Source organism: Novosphingobium sp. 11B (genome assembly GCF_054589055.1).
Genome location: NZ_BAAILP010000318.1, coordinates 1 through 378 on the forward strand (window position 1 = coordinate 1; position 378 = coordinate 378).

The 378-nt window shown below is 60.3% G+C and carries 1 protein-coding gene; it reads right to left on the minus strand.

The window, feature by feature from the left end:
- A partial coding sequence (locus ACYPYD_RS26460) for an IS110 family transposase (protein WP_459666640.1) occupies positions 1–378 on the minus strand: 378 nt, incomplete at both ends.

Here is a 378-nt window from a genome sequence, read left to right on the forward strand (position 1 = left end):
TGGGTCAGGATGCGATGCCATGTCTGCGTCTTAGCCTTGGAGATCGCCTCGTGCGTTTTCGACATCTCCTGCAGGTCGTTGATCCCGGCGGCGAGCGGATCGACGTATCGCTGGGTGGCGCCGATCCGCAGCATGTGCAGGATCACTTGCGCATCCTTGGAATCGTTCTTGTCCCAGCCATTGTGCAGAGCCTCGCGCGTTCGAGCCAAGGCAACGGACGAGATCAAGCGCAACTCGAAGCCGGCGGACAGCAGGCGATGCGCCAGCGTGCGATGGTAGTTACCAGTAGCCTCGAAGCCGACGATGATCGGACGCCCGATGTCGCTAAGATCCGTGGCCAGGCGATCATAATCTGCCTTTGTCGCCATCACCGTCATG